Below are 25,538 nucleotides of genomic sequence, written 5' to 3'. Positions count from 1 at the left end.
TTTATTTTTTAGCGAAGCTTTCGTAATATTTGCGTCCTTTTTCGTAATCCAGACGGTTCTCCCAGCGCGCGATGACTAATGTTGATAATGAGTTACCGACCACGTTGACGACGGTACGCATCATATCAAGTATTCTGTCGATCCCGATGATAAGCGCGAGTCCTTCTGGATGGATATTCATCGCTGTCAGTGTCGTGATCAGGACGACGATGGATGTTCCTGGTACAGCAGCCATCCCTTTAGATGTCAGCATCAATGTGAATAACAGTACTAACTGCTGTGTGATGGACAAGTGGACACCATACATCTGCGCAATGAACAGTGCTGCGATTGACTGGTACAGCGCTGAGCCGTCCAGGTTGAATGTATATCCCGTCGGCACGACGAAAGAAACGATTTCTTTCGGTGCCCCGAATTTCTCCATCTTATCCATAATAACAGGCAGTACCGTCTCTGAACTTGAAGTAGAGAAGGCCAGCAGTAATTCATCCTTCAGAATTCTCAGCAAGTGGAAGATGTTGATCTTACATATCGCTGCCACACCGCCCAGCACGACGATGATGAAGAAGACCATCGAGCCTCCGACGACAAGTGCCAGCTTCATCAATGGAATTAATGCGCCGAGGCCGAAGTTGATGACCGTGACACAGATAAAAGCGAATACACCGATCGGCGCGTATTTCATGATTTGATTGGTCATCCAGAAGATGATGTCAAGAAATCCTTCAAAGAAAGCTTTGACAGGTTCTCCTTTTTTGCCGATCGCTGCTAAGCCGAGACCGAAAAATACTGAAAAGAAAATAACCGGCAGTAACTGTCCTTCAGCCATTGACTGCATGATGTTCGTCGGGATAATGCCGACAATTGTATCAATGATATGGTTACCATAAGTGGAGTGTGCAGCCGCTTCCGCATTCGTCGTATATTTTGATACGTCGCCTTTAGGCAGCTTTGAAGCATCGATGCCGGCACCTGGTTTAAAGATGTTGGCAAAAATAATACCAAGTCCGATGGCAATCGTTGTGATCACTTCAAAGTACAGCAGTGTCTTCCAGCCATAGCGACCGACAGTTTTCATATCGCCCGCACCTGCAATAGAAATTACAAGTGAAGCAAAGACGATAGGTACAACAATCATTTTGATCAGGTGAAGGAAAATATCACCAAACGGCTGTATATAGTTGACTAAATCTGTGCGTCCGTGTAATAGTGCACCCACTACTACCCCAAGTATCAGTGCAATTAAAATTTGAGTAGGGAGGCTGATACCTCTTCTACGTTTTGGTTTTTGAATTTGTGTTACTGAACTCATTTCATCCCTCTTTTCTCCGTATTTTTTCATAATATTGCTTTTATTCTTTAAAGTCAATCAGATTTTAATGCCGACGAATTGACTGCAGAGAATAGCTGACATAAATTTGATATGAGTATGATACAAAACAGCGGACTGCATAGACGCAGTCCGCTGTTCTCATGATTCTTCGATAAAGTTAATTGTAATATCATCTATGATGACATCGACATTGCCGGCCAGTGCCCGGGTGATCATGCAGCTGGCTTCTGACTTGTGAACGAATCTTGTGATTAAGCTCCGCCTGTCTTCTGGCGCAGTCGTATCGATAGTGACGTCATAATGAATCGCTTCATAAGTGAATACACCGTCTGTGACATCGACGACTGCTGTCGACTTGACATTCAGATCAGCAAGCGTTAAGCCATGCCGTTTAAACATGACAGAAAGCGTAATGATGAAGCATGTGGTGGCAGCACCGAGCAGCAGTTCATCAGGATTAGTCCCGACATCAGCACCGCCCATCGCACCTGGAATCGATATTTGAGTGTTTAAGTTATCAGTCGTCAGCCGGCCGGCTGCTTCGTAGCCGCCGGTAAACTGTGCATGACCGTTAAATCTATGTTTCATGTCCGTCTCCTTCAAGTGTTTTTAATCAGCATGAAGCAAATAAGCCAGAATTTCAACTCATTAAATCTTCTATCTTCTAAATAGGAAGAAAACACTTTTAATGTCATCAGTGCAAACAAAAAAACCTCCAGAATATTCTGGAGGTTTAATTTTATTAACGTGAGTAGTACTCGACGATTAACTGTTCGTTGATTTCAGCAGATAATTCAGAACGTTCTGGTGTACGTACGAATGTACCTTCTAAAGTATCAGCGTTGAAAGTTAAGTAGTCAGGTACGTGGTTAGATAACTCGACTGATTCAGCGATAATATCTAATTTTTGTGATTTTTCACGGACTGTGATTACTTGACCAGCTTTTAATGTGTAAGATGGAATATCTACACGTTTGCCGTCTACTAAGATGTGACCGTGGTTAACTAACTGACGGGCTTGACGACGTGTACGCGCTAAACCTAGCTGATAAACAACTGCATCTAAACGAGAAGCTAACAATGCCATGAAGTTAGCACCGTGAATACCTTTCATTTTGCCGGCACGATCAAAGATTGTGCGGAATTGACGTTCGTTGATACCGTACATGTAACGAAGTTTTTGTTTCTCCTGTAATTGAAGACCGTACTCAGATAATTTTTTACGTTGGTTAGGACCGTGTTGTCCTGGTGCGTAAGGGCGTCTTTCGAGTTCCTTGCCAGTGCCGCTTAATGAGATACCTAAACGACGAGATTTTTTCCAAGTTGAACCTGTAAAACGAGCCATAAGTTGACTCCTCCTTTTGTTTTTTTCGCGAAAAACAAAAATAATGATAAATGCTCGAGGCCGATATAGTGTCTTTCCGTGCCTTCGCCTGTTAGCTTTGGTTACGCAGCACGCCAGCTATGGGGACACCATAGAGCGTCTCAATATTTATCCGCTACTCTCGTTTATTCACATTCGTCTATTATATAGAGGATAGTTATGAATGTCAATAAGTATATAGTGAGTAAGTTATGAGCGATAAAACACAAATATCGGTCGTAACTTCCCGAACCCACTCCTCACGGTACCGGCACTTGTTATGCGGCTGTCTTGAGATGCTGCTCAAGGACACTTACAAATTCAAGCAGCCCTGCCTCATCTTCTGCTGTAAATCTGTCTGCTATCGGTGCATCAATGTCCAGTACACCGAACACTTCGCCGTCCACGTGAACTGGAATGACGATCTCTGATTTTGAGTTGGCATCGCATGCAATGTGTCCAGGGAATGTATGGACATCAGCTACGCGCATCACTTTGTCCTCACTGACGGCAGTACCACAGACACCGCGGCCGAGTGGTATAGTAACGCAGGCAGGAAGTCCCTGGAACGGTCCGAGCTGCAGCTGACCGTTTTTCATCGTATAAAATCCCACCCAGTTAACGTTGTCGAGAAAGTAGTTAAGCAGACTGCTGGCATTAGCTAAGTGGCTGATAATGTCATCTTCACCTGCAAGCAGATGATCAAGCGCTGTATTTAGAGCTTTATAATCTTGAAGCTGACCTGGCTGAAACATATATAAACACCTCTTCTATGTTGGATAGTCCTATTTTAATCATTTGCTATATTTTTCACAAGAAAATGTTTTTTGAGGCCCTTTTTTAAGTTATAATATAATTTAACAGGTTGGAGGGAAGATTATTTATGACATTATATATCATCGTGCTGGTTGTTATACTGCTGCTTATTGCTGTCGGTATTTTATTTTATAAACGTAATCAGAAACGCGCTGCTCTCGAACAAGTGGAAGCGCGTAAAGAGGAAGTAAAGGCGCTGCCTTTTCAGGATCAGCTGGTGAAAGTGAAACAACTGACTGTTAAAGGTGAAGCAGGCATGCGCTTTGAAAAATGGAAACGTGAATGGCAGACCGTTCTGACTGAAGATATTAAAGCTGTAGAATTGACAATCAATGATGCAGATGAAGCACTTGATAAATTTAAATTTTCTTTGAGCGAGGACAAAGTAAACGAAAGTCATCAAATTCTTGATCAGATTGAGAAGAAATATAGCAATGTGACCACTGATATTTCGAGCTATGTAGGCGGCGCGAAAGCAGATCAGATGAAATATGAGGACTGCCGGACGATTTACCGCGAAGCTAAGCGGGATGTCCTTGCTAACCGTCATCAATACGGCGAAGCTGCAAAACCACTGGAAGATAATATCGAATTATTTGCGCCGCGCATTGAAGAGTATGTGCAGTACGCTAATGAAGGAAACTACGACACAGCGCATCTGCAGATTACAGAACTTCACGAGCAGATGACGCGTCTGAAAGAAGATATGGATGAGATTCCGCTGCTGATCCGTGATGTCCAGAAAGAACTGCCGGGCCAGTTCCAGGATGTCCGGTACGGCTGCCGCGACTTAAAAGTTGAAGGTTACAACCTTGATCACGTCAAAGTAGACAGCAGTCTGCAGACATTAAAAGGTAAACTTAATCTCGTAGAACCATTGATTGCAAGACTGCAGCTGGATGAAGCTGAGGAACTGATCGGTGAAATCAATACGGCACTTGATGAAATGCTGGAACTCGTTGAAATAGAAGTGAAAGCGAAAAATAACGTTGAAAAATCGCGGGAAATCATCACTGATGAGTTGTTCTATGCAAAAGATATGAACTATACACTGCGCACTGAAATAGAGTACGTGAAAGAAAACTATCATATTAATGAAGAAGATATCCAGAAAGTCAGACAGTACGATAATGAAATCCAAAGTCTGATCGGCATTTATGACGAAATACTCAGTGAGATGGCGAAGTCTGCCGTCCGCTATTCTGAAGTGGAAGATAATCTTCAGTACATTAAAGATCATGTCGCTGTCATCAACGACAATCAGGAGAAGATTCAGCATCACTTGACGGCGCTGCGCGAATACGAGCGTGAAGCACAGCAGCATACGCTGAAGATCCAGAGCCGGAAAGAAGAAGTATTCCGCCGGTTACTCGCATCCAACCTTTCAAGTGTGCCGGAACGGTTCATTATCATGAAGAATGAAATTGATGTGGAGACACGTGAAGTGCACGGCTTGTTCAATAAACGTCCGATGAACGTCGAGTACGTCCGTGACAAAGTGAACAAAGTGCTGGTGGCGATGAATACGTTTGAACAGGAAGCGTTTGATGTACTGGATAATGCAAGATATGCAGAAGCGTTGATACAATACGGCAACCGCTACAGAAAAGACCGTTCTGATGTCAACAAAGACCTCAATGAAGCCGAGCGTCTGTTCAGCAACAACCGCTATAAACGTGCGGTAGAAATCGCAGAAGCCGCCATTGAACGTGTGGAACCCGGTGCTACTGAAAAAATTGAGCAGCGTGTCCATCAACTGAATGACTGACCTATCAAAAGAACTTCGGATGAGTACTTCATCCGGAGTTTTTCCGTTGAAGTTGTAAGAGTTTTCGGAGTATGACTAAATATATCCGGGGTTCTATATTTATGGTATAGTATTACAATATTGAAGAGGTGACGTATGATATATTTCGATAATTGTGCGACGACAAAGCCCGACGCGGCGGTTTTGTCCGCATTCATAAAGATTAATGAAACATTTTATTTCAATGCGGCAAGTCCGCATGAGAAAGGGCTCGAGACGAATCAGCTGCAGGAGGAAGCGCGCAGCCAGATCAAAAATATTTTGAAGCTCGATCAGCAGAGCATCGTTTTTACGAGCGGTGCGACTGAATCCAATAACATGGCATTGACGGGTATGGCACGGGCGAAGAAAGCATTCGGCCGGACGATCATTACGACGGAAATTGAGCATCCATCTGTACTGGAGACCATTCGGGGACTTGAACAGGAAGGGTTTGCGGTGAAGTATGTGAAGTTCAAAGAAGATGGTGCCTTTGATATGGACCACTTCAGAGGACTGCTGTCGCCGGACGTCATATTGGTATCTGTCATGCATGTCAATAACGTGATGGGAGCTGTATTGCCGGTCGCTGAAATCGCTGAAGTATTGAAGCGTTATCCGAAGGTCCATTTCCATGTTGACTGCGTGCAGTCATTCGGGAAAGTGCCGCTTGTCATCGACGGCGTGCACAGCTTCAGTCTGAGCGGCCATAAGTTTCATGGCCTGAAAGGACAGGGGCTGCTTGTTGTCAATCAGCTGCGTAATCTGGCGCAGACGGTGTACGGCGGCGGCCAGGAGTACGGTTTCCGGTCAGGGACGTCGAATGTGGCTGCTAACGTCACATTGAGCAAAGCGATGCGGCTGGCGATGGAAGAGATGGAGATGCAGCGTGCAAGGCTCTATCAGTTCAAGCAGGAGATTGAAAGCTTCGTCAAGCAGTATCCCGGCATTCAGCTGAACTCTCAGGCAGGCGGCGCGCCGCACATTGTCAATTTCTCATTCGTCGGCATTAAAGGTGAAGTGATTGTCAATGCCTTCAGCAGGCGCGGCATTATGATCTCGACGACAAGTGCCTGCTCATCGAAACGGGCGAAGCTGAACGAGACGTTGACAGCGCTTCATGTGGATGAAGCGACGATTACCGGCAGTGTCAGACTGTCACTGTCAAAATATAATACAGTAGAAGAAATTGAGGCGTTCAAAGAGGCGTTCAAAGAAATATACAGTGAAGTAGAGGAGTTATTAAATAAATGAATTATAACAGAGTATTAGTGCGTTACGGTGAACTGACATTGAAAACAGGGAACCGTCATCAGTTCATCAGCCAGCTGAAAGGCAACGTGAAGTATGCGTTAATCCCGCTGACCGGTTACCATGTAATTGCTGAACGCGACCGCATGTTCATCGACCTTGAACCCGGTACAGACATTGAAGAAGTCATGAGCCGGACCGCTCAAGTATTCGGCATTCAGTCGCTCAGCCCGGTTGTGCGCACGACAAAGAATATCACGGATATCATTGAATCAGCGGTCGGCGCAGCGAAAGAGATCGATGAAGCAGGTGCGACATTTAAAGTCGACGTGAAACGTTCAGATAAGCAGTTCCCGTATGATACATTTGAACTGCAGAGCATGCTCGGCGGTGAGATTCTGAAAAACACCGAGCATTTGACAGTGCAGGTGAAAAAACCGGATTACACGGTTCACGTGGAAGTCAGAGCAGAAGGTGTCTACATTTATTCCCGGGTTATTAAAGGGGCAGGCGGACTGCCAGTCGGAACCGGCGGCAAAACACTGCTCATGCTGTCCGGCGGCATTGATTCACCGGTCGCAGGGATTGAAGTGATGAAACGCGGCGTGACGATTGAAGCGATTCATTTCCATTCACCGCCGTTCACCAGTGAAGAAGCGAAGCAGAAAGTCATTGAACTGACCCGTATTATGGCTCAGACGACAGGCGTCATCAAGCTTCACCTTGTACCGTTCACTGACATCCAGAAGACGATCCATAAAGTGATTCCGGAAAACATGACGATGACTTCAACGCGCCGCATGATGCTGAAAATAGCGGAGCAGGTGGCGCATCAGATTGACGCTAAAGCAATAGTCAACGGTGAGAACTTAGGACAGGTCGCGAGCCAGACACTCGGCAGCATGTATGCCATTAACGCCGTCACATCGATGCCGATTCTCCGCCCGCTGCTGACGCTTGATAAAGAGGACATCATCATCAAGGCGCAAGAAATCGGTACATTTGAAACTTCCATCCAGCCGTTTGAAGACTGCTGCACTATCTTTACACCGAAAAATCCGAAGACGAATCCACGGCTCGATAAAATGGAGAAATTCGAAGGGTACTTTGACTTTGAGCCGCTGCTTGCTGAAGCGATTGACAATATTGAAGTCATGACAATCACGAAAGAAAAAGCAGCCGCTGTCTTTAACGACTTGTTATAAGGAGTGAATATAATGCTGACTAACAATGTGGTCATTGCGCATCGCGGTGCATCAGGCTATGCGCCGGAGCACACATTTTCATCGTATGACATGAGTCAGTTCGATATGAAAGCTGATTACATTGAGCTGGACGTTCAAATGACACTGGACGGTGAGATCATCATTATGCATGACGAAACTGTTGAACGGACAAGTGGACTGCCCGGTGTCATCAAAGAAATGACGCTGAAAGAAATCAAGCAGCTGGACGTCGGCAGCTGGTACAACAAGCAGTTCCCTGAGTTGCAGCGCGACTACTTTATAGGCCAGACTATCCCGACGCTTGAAGACGTCATCGGTCGTTACGGTGCAGTCAACTATTATATTGAGACGAAAGCGCCGGAAGTTTATCCGGGCATGGAAGAGCGGCTTGTCGAAGTGCTGGATAAACATGGCCTGCTGTCACTTGAGCGGCTGCAGAACAATCAGACGGTCATCCAGTCGTTCAGCCTGGAGAGTCTGATTAAAGTGCATCATCTTGTACCGGCGATGCCGCTGCTGCTGCTGACTAAAAAAGGGGTGCTGCGTCAGATGACAGACGACGCGCTGCTGAAGATCCATGAGTTCGTCTATGCGGTCGGACCAAGCATTAAAGACCTTGATGCGCCGCTGATCAAACGGATGCACCAGCTGGGATTCCTTGTCTTTCCTTATACATTGAATGAACCGGAAGATATGAAGCAGCTTATTGCTGCCGGTATAGACGGTGCGTTCACTAATTACGCCGACCGGCTGCGGACCGCTTTTAACATGGACAACAGTGAAATATTTGAAGGAAATCAGCCGGAATTATAAAGCGAGCATTTTAATAGAGAGAAATGAGGGACAACTTTGGATTTACACATATTACTCATTGTGATTTTCTTTGGATTTCTAGCCGCGTTTATAGATGCTGTAGTCGGCGGCGGCGGGCTTATCTCGATTCCGGCACTGCTTGCCACGGGAATGAATCCGGCGGTGGCGCTCGGCACGAATAAGCTTGCAAGCTCATTTGGTTCACTGACATCGACTGTCTCTTTCATCCGTTCCGGGAAAGTGGACTTCCATATCGTCGGCAGGCTCTTTCCGGTGTCGTTCATTTTGTCGATCCTTGGTGCATTGACGGCTACTTATCTGCCGCCTGCACTATTGAAACCGATTGTTATCATTATGCTGACTCTCGTCCTGATCTATACGCTGTTCAATAAAGACTGGGGCTCTACGACAACTTATAAGAAGCTCTCACCGGTTAAGTCGGTGCTGTTTATCGTAGTCGTCGCCTTTATCGGCTTTTACGACGGTTTTTTAGGAGGCGGGACAGGGAGTTTTCTGCTGTTCAGTCTGCTGTTGATCGGCTTTGATTTTTTAAGGGCGGCGGGCAATGCCAAATTCCTGAACTTTGCTTCCAACTTAGGTGCAGTTCTGCTTTTCATCTATCTTGGGAAAGTGGATTATGTAGTAGGGCTTGCGATGGGACTGTCGATGGTGGCCGGCAGTTTTGCGGGCAGTCAGTTTGCATTGAACAAAGGCGTCTCCTATGTCAAACTGCTGTTCATCATTGTGACAGTGCTGCTCATCAGTAAAAATGCATGGGACTATATCACCGCTCATTTTTTCCATTAAGCAGAAAACGATTAATCCGGCGGATTAATCGTTTTTTGTGCTACAGGAAGTTACGCTGTACTTTATGCCAGAACGAATTTTCTTTGATCTTCAATGTTTTAACGACTTTCTCGCTGATCTTAATAGAGATGAAATCTGTATACTGGATAGACAATGCCTCATTATCAAGTCCCATGATCGGGTAGAAGTTGCCTGACTTATCAAGGCTGAGCGTCAGCTCACGGCTGTCACTTAAGACGACCGGGCTGCCGAGTGTCCGGTAGTTATTGTTGTTCAGTGATGCGATTTCAGTCATCTGCATGCTTTTCATCATCGGATCGACGACGGCACCGCCGAGTGACTTGTTGTAGCCCGTCGAACCGGTCGGTGTTGATATCAGCAGACCATCACCACGGAACGTCTCGAAGGGCACGGCATCGATGGAGACATCCATCGTCATTGATTTGATGATGGACGATTTAATGTAGAAGTCGTTCAGACAGTAGTAAGTCATCTCGTTGTTCAAGTTCACTTCAAGCACCGGGTAACGTCTCACTTCAGTGGTCTCGTTTTTCACTGCTGCACGGAGGTTCGATGTATCGTCAATATGGAAGTCAGAATACAAGTATTTCTGGTCGCTTGTCGCGATGCCGACATAGATAGCATCCTGACGGAAATTCGTTTTTCGTACAGCCTGCAGAAACGCACCGTCCCCGCCGATTGATGCGATGATATCAGCGTCATCCGGATGTTCAACCACTTCAAAACCATGTTCAACTGCCAGTTCTGCCACGCTATCTTTCTGTGCGATGACCAGTGGGTCACGTGATGTGAAAAAATAAAACTTATTTCTAGCATTCATGGAAAATTCCCCCTAATGGTTATGATAACGTTTTTCTTTCTGTTATTATTATAGATGTAAATAAAACCATTTGAAAGGAAGATAAGATGAATAAGCGTATCATTGCCCTGCTGATCGCAGCGGCACTCTTTATTTTTGCTGTAGCCTCTTCATTGTTTACGAGCAGCTTTACCTCGAACTTCTCTGATGAACTGAAACAGCTCGGCAGTTCTGATTCACTCGAGGAGACAACGATTTCCGGCACGGATACAGCTCATAAAATTGCACGGGTCGAAGTGAACGGGGTCATCCAGGATACTGGTGAACAGTCATTGTTTTCAGCTGCCTCCTACAATCATCAGCTGATGATGAAAGAACTGGAGAAGATTAAGAACGATTCATCGATTAAAGGGCTGCTGTTAGTGGTCAATTCTCCTGGCGGCGGTGTTTACGAAAGTGCTGAAATACACGATAAGCTGGAACAGATTAAAGCGAAAAATAAGAAAATCTATGTCTCTATGAAAAATGTGGCAGCGTCCGGTGGTTACTATATTTCAACGCCGGCAGACAAAATCTTTGCGTCAAGAGAGACGCTGACAGGCTCGCTTGGCGTCATCATGGAGTCGATGAACTACAAGGAGCTTGCCGAAAAATACGGCGTGAAATTCAATGTAATCAAGAGCGGTGCACATAAAGATATCATGAGCCCGACTAAAGAGATGGACGCCTCAGAACGTCAGATTCTGCAGTCGCTTGTCGATGAAAGTTACAGCCAGTTTGTCAAAGTGATCTCAGACGGCAGAAAGATGAGTGCAGCTGACGTTAAGAAACTGGCGGACGGACGGGTTTATTCAGGGCTGCAGGCAGAGAAGAACGGCTTAGTTGATCAGCTCGGTCTGGAGGAAGATGCACTTGCTGCGTTGAAGCAGGAGATGAAGGCAGACAAAGCAGAAGTCATTGAATTTAATCAGCAGGATTCTATTTTCGGGGCTAATCCATTCGCAGCGAAATCATGGCTCTCTAAGTTAACAGGCCAGAGTGAAGTGGATACGATTAAAGAGCTGCTGACAAAACGTCAAGGCGCAGCGCCGATGTATCTTTACGGGGAGTAGGTGATGACGATGAATGAAAAAATGGTTTATGCGTCGCCCCTTGCCGGATTTGAGCAGGACATTATGTACAGCACACATGCCGGCTTCGGCCGAAGATTCATTGCCTATTTAATTGACGGGCTTGTCATCTGGTGCATCAAGCAGATTGTCGTCGACCCGCTCATGACGCTGCTGCATGTGTCCAGTGATTACTGGCTCGTTCCGATATTCAATGCGGGGAACGTTGCTAGTGCTCTCGTCTATTTTTTGTACTTTTTACTGATGACATGGTTTTTCAGAGCGACGATCGGCAAGATGATTCTCGGGCTGAAAGTCATCTCCTACCGTCAGACACCGCTGACGTTCACGCAGGTGGTCGTGCGGGAAGTGTTCGGCAGATACATCAGCAATTTCTTTGTAAATCTGCTCTATCTCGTCGTGCTGTTCAATCCGAGCAGGCAGGGGATCCATGATATGCTGAGCGATACGATTGTCGTCAAAGAAGAGCAGGAGCGGCTGCGCGACCGGCTGACACAGGCACAGCCGGCGGAGAACTGACAGCACTACAGCCGTTATTATTCCGGCGCATCAGTCAAAATAGTTCGCTTTCAACACATTTCATGTTAAATTAAAGACGACTAATATTTCAGGAGGAACTTGTAATGACTCAAATCACATTTAAAGATTCACCGATCACATTGCTTGGAGAACAAGTAACCGAAGGAACAACAGCACCTGACTTTTCAGTGCTCGCAAACGATTTATCGGTGCGCACGTTAGCTGACTTTGAAGGCAAGAAGAAATTAATCAACGTCGTCCCTTCTCTTGATACAGGCGTATGTGACCAGCAGACAAGACGTTTCAACGAAGAAGCGTCCGGCATCGATAATGCAGTGGTCATCACAATTTCTGCAGACTTACCATTTGCACAGAAAAGATGGTGTGCAGCACACGGTCTTGATAATGTCGTGACATTGAGCGATCACAAAGATTTGGCGTTCGGTACTGCTTATGGTGTCGTCATGGAAGAGCTGCGCTTACTTGCGCGTTCAGTATTTGTTCTTGATACAGACAACAAAGTGGTCTATACAGAAGTCGTCTCTGAAGGAACGAACCATCCGGACTACGATAAAGCACTGGACGCTTTGAAATCAATTTAATCATGCTGCCCTTACTGAGGGCAGTTTTTATTTGAAAGGAAATATGACTTTATGATTGAGAAATTGTTTGAAAGACTTGATAAGAAAGCAAAAGAACTACAGCTCGAAAATGGGCACAGCTTTATTGAAAATCTCGGCTTAAGTATGGAAGAGCTCTATATGAATGACCGGGCCCTCCTCGAACAGAGCACAACAGTGGAACGTCGTAAAGCATTCCAGTTCGCTTATTTAAGTATGCTGAAAGAAGAGATGATCCAGCCGAATCATCAGATGACGCCTGACAGCATCGGTTACTTGGTGAGTTATCTCGTCCGCATGTTCATGGGTGATGATGAACAGGCGGAACTTCTGGATATGACCAGTGGAACCGGCCATTTATCAGCGACAGTGCATGAGCAGAATCCGGACAAGAAATTCACGCATTATCTTGTAGAAGTGGACCCGGTGCTCGCGAGGCTCAGCGTCCACTTGTCGAACTTCCTGGAGATTCCGTTCAATGTCTACCCGCAGGACGCCATCATGCCGCTTGCTGTCAGTGACATGGATCTCATTATCGGCGATCTGCCGGTCGGATATTATCCGGTGGACGAGCGCAGCCATCAGATGACACTCGGATTTGAAGAGGGCCACAGCTTCTCCCATCATCTGCTGATAGAGCAGGCAGTCCATGCACTGAAGCCGGGCGGACTGGCATTTCTCGTTGTACCGAGTCAGCTGTTTGAGCATGATAATGTGCAACAGCTTCAAAAATTTATTGCAACAGAGACCATTATGCAGGCATTTCTTAACTTTCCGTCAAGTTTATTCAAAACAGAGTCCACACGTAAATCACTGCTGATACTCGAGCGCAAAAGCGGTAAGAAAACGCCGCCCGTTGAAGTGCTGTTAGCCAATATCCCGGATTTTAAAGATGAATTTCAGATGAGGTCATTTCTTGATGAAATGACAGAATGGTTTAAATCCAATAGAAATAAAAAGTAGCTGTTATAATGATTGATAATCTTCTGTATTAATGATTTAATATTAAAGTAGAACTTTTGAGGAGGATAATCATGAAGAAAATTATGGCGATTAATGCCGGCAGTTCATCACTGAAATTTCAGCTGTTTGAAATGCCTGAAGAAAAAGTAGTGACGAAAGGTCTTGTGGAAAGAATCGGCATGAAAGATTCTATTTTCACGATTACAGTGAACGGTGAAAAAATTAAGCAGGTTCTTGATATTAAAGATCATGAACAGGCGGTCAACATGATGCTTGAAGAGATGAAGAAACACGGCATCATCAACGATATCAACGACCTTGACGGCACAGGCCACCGCGTCGTGCACGGCGGAGAGTTATTCCCGACTTCAGCACTTGTCACGGATGAAGTAGAGAAGCAGATTGAATCATTGAGCGATCTTGCACCGCTGCACAATCCTGCCAACTTGATGGGTATTCGCGCATTCAGAAAAATGCTGCCGAACATTCCTCACGTTGCTGTGTTCGATACATCATTCCATCAGACAATGCCTGAAGAATCATATCTTTACAGCTTGCCGTACCAATACTATAAAGACTTCGGTATCCGTAAATACGGCTTCCACGGTACGAGCCACAAATATGTATCAGAACGTGCTGCTGAACTGCTGGAACGTCCGATTGAACAGCTGCGTGTCATTTCCTGCCACATTGGTAACGGTGCCTCTATTGCGGCGATTGACGGCGGTAAATCTGTCGATACGTCTATGGGCTTTACACCGCTTGCAGGTGTCACGATGGGAACACGTTCAGGTAACCTTGACCCGGCGCTGATTCCATATATTATGGAGAAGACAGGAAAGACTGCAGAAGAAGTGCTGGACGTACTGAACAAAGAGTCAGGACTATTAGGTATTTCAGGCACTTCAAGTGACCTTCGTGATATCGAGCAGGGCGCACAAGAAGGCGATGAAAGAGCAACATTAGCACTGGAAGTATTCGCGAGCCGGATCCATAAATATATGGGTTCATATGCAACACGTATGCATGGTCTGGATGCTATCATCTTCACAGCAGGTGTCGGTGAGAACTCTGACGTCGTCCGCGCGAAAGTACTGGAAGGACTTGAATTTATGGGCGTCTACTGGGACCCAAGATTGAATACAGGTCTCCGCGGCGAAGAAGCATTCATCAACTATCCACATTCACCGGTTAAAGTTATGGTCATTCCGACTGACGAAGAAGTCATGATTGCTCGTGACGTCATGGAATTCGGTCACTTAGAAGCTTAAAAGACCGCTTCAAATTAACGTTGAAACAAAAATCAATATTTATATGAGAATGCAATCATTACTATATAAGTAGTGTTAATCATTATAGTAGTGATTGCATGTTTCATAATATTAGACACGACTTTATTGAATTTACACAAATAAATTTAATAAGGAAGTGTCTTTTTATGTCGAGAAAATTGATAAAGCAAAGAAGTCTTAATGATTCATACACAGAAGCTGAAGAGATTGTTATTAGTGCTAAAAGTGTAATGAACTTATCAGAAGCAACTATGACAAGCTATCACAAAGCATTTGTCAGCATGAGAAAATATTTTAACGATAAGGACATATTTACAATAACTAAAAGTGACGCTGAAGATTATGTACGTTATTTACTATATGACTATAAACATTACACTGACAGGAAGAATAAAAAAGGCTCTAAGATCGGTTTAGCACCTTCTTCAGTGAATACTTATATCAGATTAAGCAAAGCAATATTTAATACGTTAGTTGAATGCGAGTATATTGATAATAACCCTTTTAAGCATATATCTTTAGTTAAGAAACAGAATGAACGTGTAAAAACTGTAAGTAAAGAAGATATTAATAAGTTACTCAATGGACTTGAAAAGAATTATTACACAGAATTTAGAGCTTATGTTATTATTCATGTGTTATTAGACACAATGGGAAGAATAGGCGAGGTATTAGAACTTACTAAAGATGATATTGATTTTGATAATCAAATAATATATTTTAGCAAGACTAAGAATAACAATTATAGATATGTGAATTTTAGCGTTAAAACTAAACGACTGCTTAAAGAGTATATTGATATTACTTCAGAATTTGATAATGAATATGTTTTTTTAAACTCATACGGGAAAAAACTAAGACCTGATTCTTTTAGAAAAACATTGAAAGAGTTTAGTAGAAAGTTGGAAATAAATAAAGAGTTTAGTTGTCATACATTTAGACATACCGCAGCAACTGAATTTCTTGCGAATGGTGGTAGTGTAAGAGTATTGCAGAAAATATTAGGACATTCAAGAATAACAACAACTGAAATATATACTCATGTGAATGAAGAACTAATCAAAAAACAGCATAATCAATATAATGCAGTTGATAGTCTGATTTATAGTAAAAAATCTATATCAAGTATGAGAAGAAATAAAAGAAAATAATAAATTATAGAAGCTATTCACCATTGTTCAGTGAGTAGCTTCTATTGTATAACTTAATATGATATTAAAAGATAGACATGTCTTAAAAAGTAAATCTGCTATTAGTAATATTTGATTCATATTAAGCATTGAAGAACCGACAGCATATAGTAATAGTTTTTAATACACATAAATAGCTGTAACGTTGCTGTGCGGCTTAATTAGAGCGTTATAACATTCAAATAGGACTATGATTCTATTACGATTAAAAGAACGATTTTATCACAATATTAGAAGCGGATTTTACCTTATACTTAAGTATATTATGATATTCAATATTTTAAAAAGTACTGATCTCATTTTATTAAACTGAAATGAAAGCCCATTTTCATAGAGAAATCAACAGTTGAGTGAATTTTAGTTGTTATAGAATTATTACAAATTTAACTAAAATCAGCCATTTTCTAATTCATAAAGCCCTTGTAAATTAGTACTTTTATGAACAAGATAAAATGCCGACTAGCGGAGATTTCCCTTGTAATTTTTAAATAATCACTTAAATATATATACTAATATAATGTGGCAATTTTTCAGAAATAAGATTTTAAAAATTAATCTGACAGCAGACCGCTTCTTTTTCTGCGTATATACCAGCGTTTTCTGATGATTTGATAATAGCCTTTAAACAGCTTTAAAAGTTCATTTTAACTCGATTCTACAAGTGTTAAATGCACATATTTTAAGCACTCTATGTAATATATATACCGCCCTCTGACTTGTCTACTGATCCAGCAGAATAAATATGAGTTCCCTTTTTGATTAAGCTATTTATATTGAAGTAGGGAGGGGGTGGTTTTAGATTTTTCTAATACCTACATTCAGCAGATAGTATATTCAGTTAAGTGATTACGCATGGTTATATTTCAGCTAATCTCTTTTTTTCTTCGAACCATTCTTCAATTTTATATAAAGGTACACCAATAGATATCTTCTTAATACCTACTATTTTCTCTGGATTTAAGTTTTGAGGATTAGTAGTTAAAAACTCTCTTTCAAATGATCTTTTATCTAAGGTCACTCCATAGTAATGACCATTTTCTTCCCACAAGTATGAACGGTAAAATTCATTTTTTGATTTATTACCTAAATATCTTAATTTTTGAACTTTTGGATTTTTATTGCCTTCATATTCCCATTTTAATAAAGCTTCTTCAATTGCTAGAGTAATAAACTTTGTTTTAAAACTTTTAGTTAAATCTCTAAAATTATTTTTTTCAATTTCTGATAAGTAATCAGGATTATAAGTCGTATTTGGTGAAGTGGTAGCTTCAATATAAGAACTTAAAGAGTCTAATTTTTCAAACGTATCTAAATTCATATATATAGATGTAGCTTTAGTACTTTGATTGCCATCTGCTAACTCTTCTAAGTATTGTAAAGTGGTTTTAGTATCAATAATGTTTTCTTTATTTTCATCGTATAAAGCAAATCCCTCAAGAAAATCAGGTTCACTATTAATACTCTTCTCAATTAAACTCAATTCATTTCTTATTTTATTTATAGTTTTTATATAGTCATTTCTTTTCATATGATAAACCTCCTAGTAAATTTCATATTAACAAAATAATAATTAAAAGTACATAAAACTATAAAAATAAATATTTGACAAAATAAATCCTTCTATTATATACTTAATTTACTTTAATAAAGTAATAAAAATATTAAACAAAATATATTGCATGAAGGGAATGATTTAAAAAATTATAAATAATATATTTTCTTAGGTTCTCTTGAAATTGATGAAGCAAAGAACGCTTCACAATTCCGCTTAGTGCTTCACATTAACGCTATGCTTATAATGTTCATCACATAGAAAGAATCTTCACGAACGACTTTTATGAAGCGTAGCGAATAAAATAAAGTTCAAGCGGAATGTAGCGTAGCGAAATGAGCATATTTTGAAGAATGATAAGGTGATTAGACTTTTTGCACAAATTTAATACTCTTCTATAAGGGACACCCTTAAAAAGTACTAGAAAATACGTTTTAATATTATAGTTTTTGCACACTTTTTGATAAAAATTTATGATAAAACATTCGGAGGAATTATATTGGTAAAAGTTAAAGTAATTGATGCAATATGTGGTGCTGGTAAAACCAGTTATGCAATACAAATGATGAATGAGAATACTAAAATTAAGTCTATTACAATAGGCACTGGAGTAACATATGTGAGTAAAAAGAAATACATTTATGTTACACCGTTTCTCAATGAGGTAACAAGAGTGATTAATGATACTAAAGCAATCTTTAGTGAACCTAGCGTGAAATTTAAAGGTTCAAAATTAGCACATTTAAAGTTACTTATTGAAAATGGCGAATCAATAGTAATGACACATGTTTTGTTTTCAATGTTAGATGAGGAAACACTTGATGATATAAGAATTGAAGGTTATACATTAATTATGGATGAAGTAGCTAATGTACTTGAACAATTAAAAACAACTTCCAAAGATATAAACTACCTTTTGAGATTAAATTCAATATCAATAGAAGCAAAAGGTCAAGTACGTTGGATAGATGATGATTATAACAAGAACTTAAATAATAGTTTTGATTATCTTAGAGATCTAGCAGATACAGATAATTTATATATCTACAATGACCAAGCGATGTTTTGGACAATGAATGTCAAAGCTTTTACTAGCTTTCAAGAAGTGTATATTCTGACATATTTATTCGATGGTCAAATCCAGAAATATTATTATGATTTGCACGAAGTACAATATGATAAATTTTCAGTTAAGTATGAAAATAATAAATATCATTTGATAAATTATGACAGCAAGGCTGATAAAAGAGAAGAAGTAGGTAAACTATTGAATATTTATGAAGATTATCGACAGGATACTGGAAGGAAAAGTATATTAAATAGTAATTACGATGATTTTAGATTTAATGTAAATACCGATTTTTATTTGTCTTCAACTTGGTTTTCTAAAAACAAAGAAGATAGTATAAAACAATTAAATAAGAATTTATATAGTTATTTTCGTACTCAAGTACCAACTAAAAATGAGAATATTTTTTGGACTACTAAGAAGCAGTATGCATCTAAGTTTAAGAATGCTAAAACTAAATTTAATAAGAAAGATGATAGAACAAAAGATAATTTTATATCATTGAATATTAGAGCAACTAATGATTATGCAAATTGTACAGTCGCTGCATATGTTTATAATCGGTTCATGAACCCACTGGAAAAAGGTTTCTTTGAGATTAGGGGAATTGTTGTGAATGAAGATTTATTAGCTGTATCTGATCTTGTTCAATTTTTATTCAGGGGTTGTGTAAGGAATGGTGAAGTAATGAATTGCTATATTCCCTCTTCAAGAATGAGAAACTTATTATATGACTGGATGGAATACAAAATTTAGAAACTACATAGAACAATCATAATAAATACATACATATATTAAATAAAAATATTTAAGGAGATAAAATAATATGAAGACAGTTATTAATGAAGTACAGGAAGTTAAACTAAATACAATTACACTTGAGCCTTTTTATCCACACATTGAAGTAAATATTAAAACTAAAGAAGTTTATAATACTAAGAAGTTAGAATATATTAATATTATTGAGGAAAACAGACAAAAATATATTAAAGTATCAGATGCCTATGAAATGCCTATTCTAGTCAATGGTATTCCTGAAAAAAATGTTGTTGATAAAATTTTTAAAATTAATATATCAAAAGCTATTAAAGTTAAAAATGGAATGTATAAAGATAAATTTTGTAAAGTTGTCAACAATGATAGATACCTAACAGATGGAAAAAGATTGTTAGATTTGAGAACGTATGAATATAAGATGATTAATAAGCACGAAATGGTAATGATGGATTTATCAGTTTTTGATGATGGGGCAGAAGTTAAGCAAATAATTTATAAAGATAATTTATTTGATGATTATTATGCTAATACAAAAGGGTTTATCTATCGTAAAGAAAATAACATATGCTATTCGAGTATTGAAAGTAAAAATAAAAATTACAAAACTGTCACATTAACAGCAAGTGATAAATCTAATGGAATTTTTCAAAGTACAATTGAAGTTCATTCGTTAGTAATTAATACATTTAAACCTGATGAATACGAATCAGTAAAAAGTAGGTTTCCAAATGAAGTGATAGAAATAGATCACATCGATTCAAACACGCATAATAATCAAATAAACAATCTTCAGTTTATTCCAAAATCAATTCACAAAGAAATTACACGAATTAGAAGAGATTATAAACTTGGTATTATAACTGAACTACCGTCAACACATAAAGGTTTTAGACTTCAATAAACATAACTCCCTCTTACGTTACATTGTAGGAGGGAGTTTTTAATTTATGTGTGCTAACAGTCTATCAGATAACACTTTATGCATGATTACTCATAGAATCATACAAAACGTTCTTAGAATCGAAATCTCAGCATTTATTGATTCAACTTAGCTTCTAATTCTGCTATAACTTTATCTTTTTTCTTCGATTCAAGAATAGATAACATTAAGGCTTGCTGTAATTGTAATATCATTAACATTAACTGCTGTTCTTTTGTGATAGTAGACCTTGAGCAAATCCCCTTTAAATTAGATTGAATTACACTCATAGCATAATTTGAGTAAAAGAAAAAAGCCATCAGGATATGACAGCTTTACAAAAGTTTAAGATTAATCATATAAGCCACTCATAGCGTTTGTAATAGATTGATTTAATACGTCTTGATTGATTCCGATATAACGTAAAGTGACTGATTGTGATGAATGATTGAACAAGTCCATTAGTAAAGCGACATCATTTGTCCGCTTGTAGTAATGATAGCCGAAAGTTTTACGCATGCTATGAGTTCCAATGTCTGATATTCCGATAGATTCAGCAGCTTTATTTAATATTCTATACGCTTGTACACGACTGATAGCTTTCTGATTACCGTCTTTATCTAGCTTATTAGATTTAAATAAATAATCATCATCATTTAAAAACTTAATGTAATCATCAATGTCAGATTTAATATGATTCAAAGTAATTGTTTTATGCTTCTTAGTTTTGCTCTCTCTTAATTTCAGCTGATAGTCTTTAATATCTTTCTTTTTGAGTGTCAGCATATCTCCGACACGCAAACCGCAATTAATCCCCAAGACAAATAAAAATACATCTCGTTCTGATCCATAATAAGCAAGTGACTTTCTCATTTCTTTAACGGCATCAATATTTCTAATTGGCTCAACTGTTTTCATATGCAACCAGCCTTTCAATAAGTATCATTTAATATATTTATTTATATCATTATGATAAATTTTTTATATAAAGAAAGTCAATCCTTATTATATCAATGTTCTTAATGTAACTTAATTAAAATTATGTTACATTATTATTGAAAGATGAACTTTACTAAAAGAAAAAATTTATGAACATTCAATTCTTTTATATTTTAAACTACTCAAAATAAATTCCTATTGAATTTTATTTAATATAATGTTAGTATTTAATTAATTACTTAAATGCTAAATTAAGGAGAAATATGTGAAAGATTTATTTAAAGCACTTTCTGATTCAACTAGGAGAGAGATTCTTGATTTGTTACAAGAACATGGGGAAATGACTGCAGGTGAAATTCATGATTCATTTGACGTAAGTAAGTCAAACATTTCTCAACATCTAAAAATATTAAGCCATTCAGATTTGGTCTATTCTAGAAAAGTAGGTCAATACGTCTACTACAATATCAATGTATCCGTATTCGAAGAAATCATGCATTGGGTACTAAAATTTAAAGAAAAGTAGGAGATTTATTATGAGCAAAACACTATTTGAGAAAACTAAGTTATCACTGATTATCATATTATGCAGCATTTTATACTGGATCTATATGATCCCATCACTACCTGATTCTATCCCTATGCAAGTAGAAGATGATGGTTCTGTTATATGGTCTGCAAATAAATATATTGCAGCTTTATTGACGATAGTTATTATGACTATAATATATTTAATCATGCTATATAAACCTAAGTACAAAAATATGGATAAAGGAAGAAGAGATGCTTATGAAAATGTATATAGCATTATCATCAACTTAGTAATATTTCTAGTATTTGTGGCTATTTTAATAGTGATATTTAATGCTAATGGATTTTCTTTTGATATGAATAGGTTGATACTTCTAATAACCGGAACATTATTAATTGTAATAGGTAATTATTATCAAAAAATCCCTTTTAATTCTCCTATAGGTATTAAAACGCCATGGATAGTTAGTAGTAGTAAAATTTGGAGTAAAACACATCGTACAGCCTCAATTGTGTTTTTATTACTAGGTTTTGTGATTTTTCTATCAGGTTTGATATATCCATCATTAGAAAAGTATGTATTCATTATAATAGTGATTGGTTTCTTAATTCCTCTGCTGTACTCTTTCTATCTAACTCATCAGGATTAATAGCTAATAATTTATAGAAGGTCTTCTTATATTTTGTAAGAAGACCTTCTATATTGATTTAAGACGTTTCCAAGTAACATAATTACCATTGCGTTACTTTAATTAGATGATTATTTATTTTAGGTATTCTTTAATTAAGTATAAGTGATGTTCGTGATAAAGATGTTTTTCTAAATGGTTAAAACTTACCCAACGCATTTCTTCTTTTTCGATCGGATCTGCTACTTTTTTTAATAGTTTACTTGCATATAATATTCCGATATTGTGTTGAGAATCATTAGGATATTTAGCTGACACCCAATGCTTTTCTGCTTCACCGATAAATTCTATAATTTGAACTTCATAACCAGTTTCTTCAACACTTTCTCTCAGTAGTGCAAGTTCAGGTGATTCATTTTCTTCAATGCCACCTCCAACTAAAAATAAATATCCATCAGAGTCTTCTACACACAAAAATTCTCCATGTTCATTCTGAATAACTGCATAAGCACCAGTTCTTTTCCAGTAATTCAAGTCGTGATTACGTTTCCCAAAAGTCTTCATATCAACACCCCTTATTGAAAATATTATACGAACAATAATTATAGCATTGTACTCATTAAAATAGGTGTAAGTAAGCAGAAAAAAGCTCAAATCACATGTTTAATTTGAAAGTACTCTAAATAAACTGTTTTTGTTTTTTTGTTGAAAATAATTATTAATGAACATGAAAAGTGTTGTAAAATTAAATCACAATAGACATAAGGATATTAGTATGAAAAAAGAATGATTAAGTATGTATTTCATATAAAATTAGCTGAAAAATTTGAGAAATGGAGTAAACAGTTAGATGGATAATAAGCAGTATTATGATTCAATTTCAAGTAGTTCACTTAATGCGAATATGTTAATTAAATATATGAAAAAATTTGAATATTTGAGAGAAAGTTTGGAAAATTTAGCTTTGAGTCCAAGATTTAGTGAAGAAAACTATGAATATATGGGACTTAGTTTTAATGGTAAAGAAATTAAAAAGTTACAAGTGCCTATGGTCTGTTTTTGTGATATAGGTTTCTCAAGAATAGATAATCATGTTAAAGAATATGGATTTTATGGTATAGCATTAACAAAAGAATGGGGTTTAAAAAATAATATTACTCCTATACACTATGTTATTAGAAATTGCGATATTACAAATGAATTAAAAAAAGTTTCAAATTTAGCAAATTCATTAGGTTATAATGAACTTTACAGCTATGTATTTAATTACTGTTTTTACTCTAAAGAAATAGTAGGAAGTCAAAATGGTGAAATAAGGCTATTCAGTGACGAACAAGAATGGAGATTTATACCTAAATTATCTAAAAAATTTACGACTATCAAACAATTTTATATCGCTGATGAAGCAGAATATAATTTTAATCACTTAAGTGATGCAATGAAAGAAATAGATGAATTACAATTAAAATTTACAATAGATGATATAAAATATATAGTTGTCCCTGATCAAACAGAATATAAGAAAATAATAGAAGTTATTAAAGAAATTAATATTACAGATGAAGAAAAAATATTACTTTATACAAAAATAAGGAAAATAGAGGAAAGTGAGGATTATTAATGGAACTAGACCTTGAAGAAATCTTATCAAATGAAAATTCTTATCCAGAAGAATTAGAAGAGTTCTATACTAAGAAAGTTAAGGAGGAGTCATTAACAACAGATATAGATAATGTAAATTTTAAATATAAGTTTGATAAACAATTAGAGTCATTAGTACCAGCCGATGTTGAAAAAATTAATTTTAAATTTACTAAACCTGAAGATTTTCCAGAAGATATTCATTCATTAGATGACTTTGAAAAATATTTATATAACTCTCAGATATATCTATCATTGGATAATAATAACTTAAAAACTTTTAGAGTAAATGATCTTGAGATTCCAATAAACAAATATATGATTAGTAAAAATGGTACAGAACAAGATATTAAAATGATAGTAAAAGCACAAGATTTCGAGGAAGATGATAATCATATCATTGAAATAGGTTCTAAAAGTTTTACGTTAAATAGAGTACCGAATAATAGTAAAGAAGAAAAAAAGTATGAATATAAAAGTGATATTCAAATAATATCTATTTTAATAAGACCTAATGAAATTGATTTTTCATTTGTAAGTAAAATGGAGGGAAAACTTGCTATCGATGAAGTGTTAGATGGATTTATAAGTCAAGAAGAAGTTATGAATAAAAATGTGAGAATGAATAATGTTAATATAAAAGAGTATGTTGAACTGAAATCAGCGGCTACTGAAGAGCAAAAAAATACAGTTACAAGTAGGGTGAATTTTTGGAATAAAGTTAAAGAATTAGAAGAATTACTAGTGCATCATAAAATTTTAAATAATCAAAAATTCAAAATTAATTTTCCTATTTCTAAAGAAGACGCAGAAATGGTTGAGCATCTTCTTATATCATTAGTTTTGAATCTGCCTATTAAATATAATTATAAAAATTCAACTTTAACTCTAAAAAATAATACAGAAGAAACATTAAAGCAAAAAGAAATTTTTGAGGCTTATTCTAAAAAAGGTAATCTTATGGCTATTGGTGGATATACTAATAAAGACATAAATCTTTTTGATTGTAATTTTTCTTTAAATGAATGGTATAAAATATTAAATGTAAAAATTAATAAAGTTATTAGTAATAGTCAAGAAGAAATAGAATTAAAAATTGAAAAATCTAAAGAGAAGAATAGCTATATATTGAATAAATATTTTATAGAAGACATTAAGGATGAAGAAAAAATTGAAAACTTTAATAATAATCAAGAAATAGAATCGTTCGAGATAGTTCGAGAGGAATTATTTAAATGACAAATTTTTATTTTTTACTGTTAATAAGGTTTGTCTATAGTCAGTGGCTATTGTAATCAACTACACACTTAATAATTGATTAAATTCTTGACTGTAATCAATACTATAAGCTACTATTTGAGAGTAAATTCTTTATAGTTGTCTCTAAAATATTGATTTAGAAGCATTCATCAACTATCCACATTCACCGGTTAAAGTTATGGTCATTCCGACTGACGAAGAAGTCATGATTGCTCGTGACGTCATGGAATTCGGTCACTTAGCATAATTCATCAATCATTTAATAAAGAGCGCGGGACATCACCTTCAAGTG

General features: G+C 37.7%; 26 protein-coding genes and 1 pseudogene. 18 read left to right on the top strand and 9 right to left on the bottom strand.

The genetic code is table 11. The annotated features are described in order from the left end of the window. Window position 1: 1 nt before the first annotated feature. The 4 genes from KFV11_RS07870 to KFV11_RS07855 all read right to left on the bottom strand — a co-directional run bounded on the left by KFV11_RS07870 (window position 2) and on the right by KFV11_RS07855 (window position 3,451). Entirely contained in the window at window positions 2-1,312 is a 1,311-nt protein-coding gene (locus tag KFV11_RS07870) for a cation:dicarboxylate symporter family transporter (protein WP_149459525.1), read from the bottom strand. Between the two features lie 159 nt (window positions 1,313-1,471). Further along, entirely contained in the window at window positions 1,472-1,921 is a 450-nt protein-coding gene (locus KFV11_RS07865) for an OsmC family protein (protein WP_149459526.1), read from the bottom strand. Window positions 1,922-2,075: 154 nt separating this feature from the next. Then, complete coding sequence (rpsD, locus tag KFV11_RS07860) at window positions 2,076-2,678, bottom strand: 30S ribosomal protein S4 (RefSeq protein ID WP_149459527.1); 603 nt, start codon at window positions 2,676-2,678, stop codon at window positions 2,076-2,078. Between the two features lie 296 nt (window positions 2,679-2,974). Beyond that, a complete protein-coding gene (locus KFV11_RS07855; protein ID WP_149459528.1) occupies window positions 2,975-3,451 on the bottom strand; it encodes a GAF domain-containing protein in 477 nt (158 codons plus the stop codon). 128 nt (window positions 3,452-3,579) lie between these two features. Here KFV11_RS07855 and ezrA point away from each other — a divergent pair, with 128 nt between their 5' ends. The 5 genes from ezrA to KFV11_RS07830 all read left to right on the top strand — a co-directional run bounded on the left by ezrA (window position 3,580) and on the right by KFV11_RS07830 (window position 9,395). Then, window positions 3,580-5,280 (top strand): septation ring formation regulator EzrA, encoded by a 1,701-nt coding sequence (gene ezrA, locus KFV11_RS07850; RefSeq protein ID WP_149459529.1) that lies wholly within the window; start codon window positions 3,580-3,582, stop codon window positions 5,278-5,280. A 135-nt stretch (window positions 5,281-5,415) separates the two neighbouring features. After that, a complete protein-coding gene (locus tag KFV11_RS07845; RefSeq protein ID WP_149459530.1) occupies window positions 5,416-6,552 on the top strand; it encodes a cysteine desulfurase family protein in 1,137 nt (378 codons plus the stop codon). Beyond that, a complete protein-coding gene (thiI, locus tag KFV11_RS07840; protein ID WP_149459531.1) occupies window positions 6,549-7,754 on the top strand; it encodes a tRNA uracil 4-sulfurtransferase ThiI in 1,206 nt (401 codons plus the stop codon). The genes KFV11_RS07845 and thiI overlap by 4 nt, the downstream gene beginning before the upstream one ends. A gap of 12 nt (window positions 7,755-7,766) precedes the next feature. Next, the gene (locus KFV11_RS07835; protein ID WP_149459532.1) at window positions 7,767-8,588 is read left to right on the top strand and encodes a glycerophosphodiester phosphodiesterase; all 822 of its coding nucleotides are present in this window, start codon (window positions 7,767-7,769) and stop codon (window positions 8,586-8,588) included. Window positions 8,589-8,624: 36 nt separating this feature from the next. Next, entirely contained in the window at window positions 8,625-9,395 is a 771-nt protein-coding gene (locus KFV11_RS07830) for a sulfite exporter TauE/SafE family protein (RefSeq protein ID WP_149459533.1), read from the top strand. Window positions 9,396-9,435: 40 nt separating this feature from the next. Here KFV11_RS07830 and KFV11_RS07825 read toward each other — a convergent pair whose 3' ends face one another. Further along, window positions 9,436-10,236 (bottom strand): NAD kinase, encoded by an 801-nt coding sequence (locus tag KFV11_RS07825; protein ID WP_149459534.1) that lies wholly within the window; start codon window positions 10,234-10,236, stop codon window positions 9,436-9,438. A gap of 86 nt (window positions 10,237-10,322) precedes the next feature. Here KFV11_RS07825 and sppA point away from each other — a divergent pair, with 86 nt between their 5' ends. The 6 genes from sppA (at window position 10,323) to KFV11_RS07795 (ending at window position 15,890) form a co-directional block, all read left to right on the top strand. Beyond that, on the top strand, window positions 10,323-11,327 hold the full coding sequence (gene sppA / locus KFV11_RS07820) for a signal peptide peptidase SppA (protein ID WP_254249638.1): 1,005 nt from the start codon (window positions 10,323-10,325) through the stop codon (window positions 11,325-11,327). A 3-nt stretch (window positions 11,328-11,330) separates the two neighbouring features. After that, complete coding sequence (locus KFV11_RS07815) at window positions 11,331-11,864, top strand: RDD family protein (protein WP_254249637.1); 534 nt, start codon at window positions 11,331-11,333, stop codon at window positions 11,862-11,864. A gap of 104 nt (window positions 11,865-11,968) precedes the next feature. Then, the gene (tpx, locus tag KFV11_RS07810; protein WP_149459537.1) at window positions 11,969-12,466 is read left to right on the top strand and encodes a thiol peroxidase; all 498 of its coding nucleotides are present in this window, start codon (window positions 11,969-11,971) and stop codon (window positions 12,464-12,466) included. Between the two features lie 51 nt (window positions 12,467-12,517). Next, a complete protein-coding gene (locus KFV11_RS07805) occupies window positions 12,518-13,447 on the top strand; it encodes a class I SAM-dependent methyltransferase (RefSeq protein WP_149459538.1) in 930 nt (309 codons plus the stop codon). Window positions 13,448-13,518: 71 nt separating this feature from the next. Continuing rightward, window positions 13,519-14,718: an acetate kinase gene (locus tag KFV11_RS07800; RefSeq protein WP_425463267.1), complete on the top strand. Its 1,200-nt coding sequence runs from the start codon at window positions 13,519-13,521 to the stop codon at window positions 14,716-14,718. A 167-nt stretch (window positions 14,719-14,885) separates the two neighbouring features. Further along, window positions 14,886-15,890 carry a tyrosine-type recombinase/integrase gene (locus KFV11_RS07795; protein WP_170234594.1) on the top strand — a complete coding sequence of 335 codons (1,005 nt, stop codon included), beginning with the start codon at window positions 14,886-14,888 and terminating at the stop codon, window positions 15,888-15,890. A gap of 895 nt (window positions 15,891-16,785) precedes the next feature. Here KFV11_RS07795 and KFV11_RS07790 read toward each other — a convergent pair. Next, window positions 16,786-17,457 (bottom strand): hypothetical protein, encoded by a 672-nt coding sequence (locus KFV11_RS07790; protein WP_254249636.1) that lies wholly within the window; start codon window positions 17,455-17,457, stop codon window positions 16,786-16,788. A gap of 523 nt (window positions 17,458-17,980) precedes the next feature. On the opposite strand from KFV11_RS07790, the gene KFV11_RS07785 reads away from it, so the two are divergent. Next, the gene (locus KFV11_RS07785) at window positions 17,981-19,306 is read left to right on the top strand and encodes a YonV family putative phage-derived protein (protein ID WP_254249635.1); all 1,326 of its coding nucleotides are present in this window, start codon (window positions 17,981-17,983) and stop codon (window positions 19,304-19,306) included. Between the two features lie 70 nt (window positions 19,307-19,376). Continuing rightward, window positions 19,377-20,228, top strand: coding sequence for a hypothetical protein (locus KFV11_RS07780; protein WP_254249634.1), 852 nt, complete (start codon window positions 19,377-19,379; stop codon window positions 20,226-20,228). A gap of 134 nt (window positions 20,229-20,362) precedes the next feature. On the opposite strand, the gene KFV11_RS07775 is transcribed toward KFV11_RS07780, so the two are convergent. Both KFV11_RS07775 and KFV11_RS07770 read right to left on the bottom strand, forming a co-directional pair. Beyond that, window positions 20,363-20,566: a hypothetical protein gene (locus tag KFV11_RS07775; protein WP_254249633.1), complete on the bottom strand. Its 204-nt coding sequence runs from the start codon at window positions 20,564-20,566 to the stop codon at window positions 20,363-20,365. Window positions 20,567-20,597: 31 nt separating this feature from the next. Beyond that, window positions 20,598-21,164: a tyrosine-type recombinase/integrase gene (locus KFV11_RS07770; protein ID WP_149459977.1), complete on the bottom strand. Its 567-nt coding sequence runs from the start codon at window positions 21,162-21,164 to the stop codon at window positions 20,598-20,600. A 286-nt stretch (window positions 21,165-21,450) separates the two neighbouring features. Between KFV11_RS07770 and KFV11_RS07765 the strand changes: the two genes are divergently transcribed. Together KFV11_RS07765 and KFV11_RS07760 are read left to right on the top strand one after the other, a co-directional pair. Beyond that, window positions 21,451-21,711, top strand: a complete 261-nt coding sequence (locus tag KFV11_RS07765; protein ID WP_254249632.1) for an autorepressor SdpR family transcription factor — start codon at window positions 21,451-21,453, stop codon at window positions 21,709-21,711. Between the two features lie 10 nt (window positions 21,712-21,721). Continuing rightward, complete coding sequence (locus tag KFV11_RS07760) at window positions 21,722-22,366, top strand: SdpI family protein (RefSeq protein WP_149458356.1); 645 nt, start codon at window positions 21,722-21,724, stop codon at window positions 22,364-22,366. A gap of 114 nt (window positions 22,367-22,480) precedes the next feature. On the opposite strand, the gene KFV11_RS07755 is transcribed toward KFV11_RS07760, so the two are convergent. Then, entirely contained in the window at window positions 22,481-22,909 is a 429-nt protein-coding gene (locus tag KFV11_RS07755) for an NUDIX domain-containing protein (RefSeq protein WP_149458357.1), read from the bottom strand. A gap of 286 nt (window positions 22,910-23,195) precedes the next feature. Here KFV11_RS07755 and KFV11_RS07750 point away from each other — a divergent pair, with 286 nt between their 5' ends. From KFV11_RS07750 to KFV11_RS07740, 3 genes and pseudogenes are all read left to right on the top strand, one after another. Beyond that, on the top strand, window positions 23,196-23,966 hold the full coding sequence (locus KFV11_RS07750; protein WP_254249631.1) for an abortive infection system antitoxin AbiGi family protein: 771 nt from the start codon (window positions 23,196-23,198) through the stop codon (window positions 23,964-23,966). After that, window positions 23,966-25,225: an abortive infection system toxin AbiGii family protein gene (locus KFV11_RS07745; protein ID WP_254249630.1), complete on the top strand. Its 1,260-nt coding sequence runs from the start codon at window positions 23,966-23,968 to the stop codon at window positions 25,223-25,225. The genes KFV11_RS07750 and KFV11_RS07745 overlap by 1 nt, the downstream gene beginning before the upstream one ends. Before the next feature lie 160 nt (window positions 25,226-25,385). Continuing rightward, window positions 25,386-25,493, top strand: a pseudogene (locus KFV11_RS07740) (hypothetical protein); the annotation flags it as partial. Window positions 25,494-25,538: the final 45 nt, after the last annotated feature.

Source organism: Macrococcus equipercicus (assembly GCF_024205945.1).
GTDB classification, from domain to species: Bacteria; Bacillota; Bacilli; order Staphylococcales; family Staphylococcaceae; genus Macrococcus; species Macrococcus equipercicus.
Note: the sequence above shows the minus strand (reverse complement) of the source record. Positions and strands in the feature narration are given on the sequence as shown.

Coding starts and splice junctions, on each gene's coding strand:
- KFV11_RS07870 (WP_149459525.1), bottom strand. CDS start 1,312: ATGAGTTCAGTAACACAAATTCAAAAACCAAAACGTAGAAGAGGTATC.
- KFV11_RS07865 (WP_149459526.1), bottom strand. CDS start 1,921: ATGAAACATAGATTTAACGGTCATGCACAGTTTACCGGCGGCTACGAA.
- rpsD (WP_149459527.1), bottom strand. CDS start 2,678: ATGGCTCGTTTTACAGGTTCAACTTGGAAAAAATCTCGTCGTTTAGGT.
- KFV11_RS07855 (WP_149459528.1), bottom strand. CDS start 3,451: ATGTTTCAGCCAGGTCAGCTTCAAGATTATAAAGCTCTAAATACAGCG.
- ezrA (WP_149459529.1), top strand. CDS start 3,580: ATGACATTATATATCATCGTGCTGGTTGTTATACTGCTGCTTATTGCT.
- KFV11_RS07845 (WP_149459530.1), top strand. CDS start 5,416: ATGATATATTTCGATAATTGTGCGACGACAAAGCCCGACGCGGCGGTT.
- thiI (WP_149459531.1), top strand. CDS start 6,549: ATGAATTATAACAGAGTATTAGTGCGTTACGGTGAACTGACATTGAAA.
- KFV11_RS07835 (WP_149459532.1), top strand. CDS start 7,767: ATGCTGACTAACAATGTGGTCATTGCGCATCGCGGTGCATCAGGCTAT.
- KFV11_RS07825 (WP_149459534.1), bottom strand. CDS start 10,236: ATGAATGCTAGAAATAAGTTTTATTTTTTCACATCACGTGACCCACTG.
- sppA (WP_254249638.1), top strand. CDS start 10,323: ATGAATAAGCGTATCATTGCCCTGCTGATCGCAGCGGCACTCTTTATT.
- KFV11_RS07815 (WP_254249637.1), top strand. CDS start 11,331: ATGACGATGAATGAAAAAATGGTTTATGCGTCGCCCCTTGCCGGATTT.
- tpx (WP_149459537.1), top strand. CDS start 11,969: ATGACTCAAATCACATTTAAAGATTCACCGATCACATTGCTTGGAGAA.
- KFV11_RS07805 (WP_149459538.1), top strand. CDS start 12,518: ATGATTGAGAAATTGTTTGAAAGACTTGATAAGAAAGCAAAAGAACTA.
- KFV11_RS07800 (WP_425463267.1), top strand. CDS start 13,519: ATGAAGAAAATTATGGCGATTAATGCCGGCAGTTCATCACTGAAATTT.
- KFV11_RS07795 (WP_170234594.1), top strand. CDS start 14,886: ATGTCGAGAAAATTGATAAAGCAAAGAAGTCTTAATGATTCATACACA.
- KFV11_RS07790 (WP_254249636.1), bottom strand. CDS start 17,457: ATGAAAAGAAATGACTATATAAAAACTATAAATAAAATAAGAAATGAA.
- KFV11_RS07780 (WP_254249634.1), top strand. CDS start 19,377: ATGAAGACAGTTATTAATGAAGTACAGGAAGTTAAACTAAATACAATT.
- KFV11_RS07775 (WP_254249633.1), bottom strand. CDS start 20,566: ATGGCTTTTTTCTTTTACTCAAATTATGCTATGAGTGTAATTCAATCT.
- KFV11_RS07770 (WP_149459977.1), bottom strand. CDS start 21,164: ATGAAAACAGTTGAGCCAATTAGAAATATTGATGCCGTTAAAGAAATG.
- KFV11_RS07760 (WP_149458356.1), top strand. CDS start 21,722: ATGAGCAAAACACTATTTGAGAAAACTAAGTTATCACTGATTATCATA.
- KFV11_RS07755 (WP_149458357.1), bottom strand. CDS start 22,909: ATGAAGACTTTTGGGAAACGTAATCACGACTTGAATTACTGGAAAAGA.
- KFV11_RS07750 (WP_254249631.1), top strand. CDS start 23,196: ATGGATAATAAGCAGTATTATGATTCAATTTCAAGTAGTTCACTTAAT.
- KFV11_RS07745 (WP_254249630.1), top strand. CDS start 23,966: ATGGAACTAGACCTTGAAGAAATCTTATCAAATGAAAATTCTTATCCA.